The sequence below is a fragment of the Chitinophaga sp. genome (assembly GCF_036566945.1).
Classification (GTDB): domain Bacteria; phylum Bacteroidota; class Bacteroidia; order Chitinophagales; family Chitinophagaceae; genus Chitinophaga.
Window position 1 is genome coordinate 1 of sequence record NZ_DATCVJ010000839.1, and the last position, 4880, is coordinate 4880.

Below are 4880 nucleotides of genomic sequence, written 5' to 3' on the forward strand. Positions count from 1 at the left end.
AATTCGTAATTCGTAATTCGTAATTCCATTCTTCTTATGGAACTACATATCGCCAAAGATCCTGCACAACTGAGTGAAAACGTAGCTGCATGGATCAGCAACTACATACTGGAAGTATTACAAACACAGGAGCGTTTTACCTTTGTATTGTCCGGCGGCAACACTCCCAAACAATTGTATAGCCTGTTGGCCAAAGCCCCTTACAACATGGTCATCCCATGGGAAAGAATACATTTTTTCTGGGGAGATGAAAGAGATGTGCCGTTTGACGATGAACGCAATAATGCCCGCATGGCTTACCTGGAGCTGTTGAATAAAGTAGGGGTTAATCCTGAAAACATCCACGTGATGCGTACAGACATAGGTCCGGAAGCATCTGCGGCGGAGTATGAGAAAACATTAAAATCATATTTCGGAAAGGAAGATACCACTTTTGACCTGGTATTATTGGGTATGGGAGATGATGGACATACACTGTCCCTGTTTCCCGGTACGCCCGTTGTACAGGAACAAAAAGCCTGGGTAAAAGCATTCTTCCTGGAAGCGCAGAACATGTACCGCATTACCTTAACCGCACCGGTAGTCAATAAAGCTGCCTGCGTGTTATTTCTTACTACCGGCGCCAATAAAGCCATTACATTGAAAAATGTAATTGAAGGCACATTCGATGCCGATAAATTCCCGTCTCAACTTATCAGACCGGAAGAAGGTGAATTGCACTGGTTTGTAGACGAAGCCGCCGCCGGCGCAATGGAAATCTGATCTGGAGCTAAAAGCTTAAGGCATAAAGCAAAAAGCTATTATAGCGAAGACATAAGCGATAAAAATTTAGCTTTATCTGCCTATGTCTTCGCTATAATAGCTTTTTGCTTTATGCTTTCCGCTTTCTGCTCTCCTTTTCAGCTATTTTCTGTAGCTTGTGTATCGTAACAACAACGATGAGATTATGTTTGATAAGCCCTTATTTGACGCACACCTGCATATCATTGATCGCCGCTTTCCATTGCAGCCTAATGAAGGATATTTGCCAGCGGATTTCTCCGTTGCCGACTATCAGCAAAAGGTGGCATCCCTGAATGTACAGGGTGGCGCAGTGGTATCAGGTTCCTTCCAGGGATTTGATCAGGCGTATTTGCTGGACGCATTAAAGCAGCTGGGACCCGGTTATGTTGGTGTTACACAGATTCCTGCCAACACCACCGACGAAGAAATCATTGCCCTCCACAATGCAGGCGTACGTGCTGTTCGGTTTAATGTGCAACGCGGTGGTTCTGAAAGTGTAAAATTCCTGGAACAATTAGGATTACGTGTATACGAACTCGTGAAATGGCATGTGGAATTGTATGTAGACTCCCGGCAACTACCAGGCTTATCTACCACACTGCATAAATTACCGGCAGTTGTGATTGATCACCTCGGACTATCTAAAGCAGGATTTAAATACTTATTGCCATTGGTAGAAAAAGGAGCCAGGGTGAAGGCCACTGGTTTCAGTCGTTGTGATTTTGATGTGTTAACCGCTATGCGTCAGATCACCGCCATCAATGCCGGTGCCTTATTATTTGGTACAGATCTTCCTTCTACCCGCGCTCCCAGACCTTTTGCTGTAGCAGATCTGCAGTTAATCGTTAATAATTTTCCGGCAGATATTGCTGCTAAAATATGCAGGGAAAATGCATTGGCATTGTATAAACCGTAAATGCAGCGTAGGGGATCGCCTTCGGCGATTGTCTTTGTTCAGGATTATACTGATGTAGATGATTTACAGGATTTTGATAATGTTTTAATTTTATAAAAGATTAGGGGAGATAGAAGCGGATCGCTGCTATCTCCCCTAATCTTTTAATCCTGCAAAATCATCAAAAAAAATCTGGAAAATCATCTACATCAGTATAATCCTGAGCAAAGACAAAAACTCGCGCTATCCCCAGTTATCAATCCCCACCATCTCCATTTCTTTTTTCAGATGTTCCGGCATTTGCCCGTTCAATAAAGCTCCCGGCGCTGTACTCGGATAAATTTCTTCAAAAGTTTTCACCTGGTTCATAAATACACGGCGGAAAATATGTTGCCGGGTGATATCATGCGGATCGCGTAAACCGGCTGCCCCAGCCAGTTCTATGGCACTCTCAATGGTGTCGCGGTGATAATTGGCGACCCGGTGTTTTTTATCATCAACTACCAATCCGGCAGATAACCATTTGTCTTGTGTGGCTACACCGGTAGGACATTTATTAGTATTACATACCAGTGCCTGAATACATCCCAGCGCCATCATCATGGCACGGGCACTGTTGCAGGTATCGGCGCCCAACGCCATCGCGCGAAGCATATGGTAGCCGGTCAGTATTTTTCCTGAAGCAATGAGTTTCATATGATGACGGATATTGAAGCCCGTCAGCGTATCGTGCACAAAAGAAAGTCCATCCATGAGCGGCATTCCTACGGAGTTGGAGAATTCAGGCGGCGCGGCGCCTGTGCCACCTTCTCCGCCATCTACTGTAATAAAATCCGGATAGATATCTGTTTCTACCATCGCTTTACAGATCGCGTAAAACTCACGTGGCTGACCTATGCAAAGTTTGAAACCAACAGGTTTGCCCTTGCTCAATTCCCGCAGGCGCTGTATAAACAACATCATTTCCCTTGGGCTGCTAAAAGCTTTATGATAAGGAGGAGAGAATACAGTGGTATAGGGTTTCACATGACGGATAGCTGCAATTTCCGGTGTGTTTTTGGCAGCCGGTAAGATGCCTCCATGGCCCGGTTTGGCGCCCTGTGAAATTTTTAATTCGATCATTTTAATCTGCGGCAATGCACTTTTTTCTGCAAAAAGACTATCAGAAAAATTACCATCTTCTTCCCGGCAACCAAAATAACCGGTACCTATCTGCCAGATAATATCGCCACCCTGTTTCAGGTGAAAATCACTAATGCCCCCTTCGCCCGTGTTATGTGCAAAGTTCCCGATTTTGGCGCCCCCATTTAATGCCTGTACCGCGTTGGAACTAAGCGATCCGTAACTCATGGCGCTCACGTTCAGGATGCTGCCGGAATACGGTTGTTTACAGTCTTTCCCTCCAAATACTACACGGGGATCTTTCTCCAGGTTATCAAAATTCTGTGGCTGAATAGAATGTGCCATCCACTCATAGCCTTCTGCATACACATTGAACTGGGTGCCAAAAGGCTGTGAATCCAATTCCCGCTTGGCCCGCTGATAAATTGTGGAACGATCCACGCGGTTGATCGGGCTGCCATCAATATCACTCTCCACAAAATACTGGTAAATCTTTGGCCGTAATGCTTCCATCCAGTAACGTGCACGCCCTACCACCGGGTAGTTACGGATGATGGCATGTTTTGTTTGAAACATATCCAATACGCCCATTACCACAATCGGTACTACGAAGATCAACAACCAGAATACCCAGGGGAAAAATAAGCCTAAGCCGATAACAATCGCTAAGCTTATACATGAAAATCCGATAAATGCTTTAACCATGGACTATGATTTTTGTGATTTTTTGATGCCCTCCATGAAAGGAGGTTGTTGAATACTTCCTGATCTATTATCCTGCATTATCCTATAAAACTACTTAACGCAGGTCAGATAAATTTGTTAAATCTGTTTTATCTCAGGAGGGAATCAAGGCCCGCTTATCCCCAAAATGAGGGGTAGTTAAATTAATCACGGCCAGTTTTTAAATTATTTTATTATCTTTCAAAATAAGCCAATTTTATAATCAATCCACAACATGAAAAGATACAATTATCTTGGTAAGTTGATAGCAACGGGCATGCTCTTGTTCAGTACTGTAGCAGGTGTACTGGCACAGCAATCCCCTTACGATGTTTCACGCCTGAAAACAAGTTGGGAAGTGGTAGAAAACCACTACCAGGGGAAGGACAACTTCCTGTCGGCCTTTACTTTTGTGAATACCGCCAACAAGCCATTTCCGGCTAAAGGATGGCAACTGTATTTCAATTTTATAAGGATGGTAGCACCGGGCGAATTGCCAGGTCATGTGAAAGTAGAACATATTAATGGAGACCTGTATCGTTTTACGCCAGCAGATGGTTTTAATGGCATTGCTCCGGGCGACTCTCTCAAACTCGGCATCACCGGCGATGCCTGGGCAGTAAATTTTACAGATGCTCCTGCCGGTTTGTATATCGTTTGGGATGCACAACCGGAAAAAGGGATAGCGATTAAGGAGTATAGTATTCGTCCTTCTACTACCGCTAAACAGCTGATGCGCTATCCCGGCGATAAAACGGCGGTGGTAACGCCAACGGATATATTTAAACAGAATGCCGCCATAAAAGATATTCCGGTAGCACAGTTGCCATTGGTGTTTCCTACGCCGGTATCTTATACCGCTACTGGTAATAACCTGGTGCTGACTGCATTTCCGGTAATTAAAGCAGATCCGCAGTTGTCTGCCAGCGCTAATGTGCTGAAAGAAGACCTGCAATTGTTGTTAGGTAAACGTGCGCAGGGCACAGTCCCCGTTGAATTGACCTACGATGCTGCCCTGGCAGGTAAAACCGCAGAAGGATATAGTTTGAAGGTAAGTGCACAGGGGATAGTTATCAAAGCCGGCTCCGAGGCGGGCGCTTTTTATGCGATTCAGTCCCTGAAAACACTGATTGCTCCTGCAGCCTGGTCAGGCGTACAAAAATCTATCACCATTCCCGGCGTAGAAGTAACAGATGATCCCCGTTTCGGTTATCGTGCTTTTATGATAGACGTAGCCCGCAACTTTCACAACAAACGTGACCTGTTGCGCATACTCGACCTGATGGCCCTGTATAAATTAAACGTCTTACACTTCCACTTCAGTGATGATGAAGGCTGGCGTGTAGAAATACCTTCA

The 4880-nt window shown here is 44.9% G+C and carries 4 protein-coding genes; 3 read left to right on the forward strand and 1 reads right to left on the reverse strand.

The window, feature by feature from the left end; all coding sequences use genetic code 11:
• Positions 1-36 precede the first annotated feature (36 nt).
• Entirely contained in the window at positions 37-762 is a 726-nt protein-coding gene (gene pgl, locus VIP81_RS25315) for a 6-phosphogluconolactonase (RefSeq protein WP_331967831.1), read from the forward strand.
• Between the two features lie 184 nt (positions 763-946).
• On the forward strand, positions 947-1699 hold the full coding sequence (locus VIP81_RS25320) for an amidohydrolase family protein (protein ID WP_331967833.1): 753 nt from the start codon (positions 947-949) through the stop codon (positions 1697-1699).
• A 222-nt stretch (positions 1700-1921) separates the two neighbouring features.
• On the opposite strand, the gene VIP81_RS25325 is transcribed toward VIP81_RS25320, so the two are convergent.
• Positions 1922-3505: an FMN-binding glutamate synthase family protein gene (locus VIP81_RS25325; protein ID WP_331967835.1), complete on the reverse strand. Its 1584-nt coding sequence runs from the start codon at positions 3503-3505 to the stop codon at positions 1922-1924.
• Between the two features lie 253 nt (positions 3506-3758).
• Here VIP81_RS25325 and VIP81_RS25330 point away from each other — a divergent pair.
• The coding region (locus tag VIP81_RS25330) for a family 20 glycosylhydrolase (RefSeq protein WP_331967837.1) at positions 3759-4880 on the forward strand (1122 nt) is incomplete at its 3' end.

Bases quoted from the DNA above. Each gene is read 5' to 3' on its own strand.
- pgl (WP_331967831.1), top strand. From the start codon at position 37: ATGGAACTACATATCGCCAAAGATCCTGCACAACTGAGTGAAAACGTA.
- VIP81_RS25320 (WP_331967833.1), top strand. From the start codon at position 947: ATGTTTGATAAGCCCTTATTTGACGCACACCTGCATATCATTGATCGC.
- VIP81_RS25325 (WP_331967835.1), bottom strand. From the start codon at position 3,505: ATGGTTAAAGCATTTATCGGATTTTCATGTATAAGCTTAGCGATTGTT.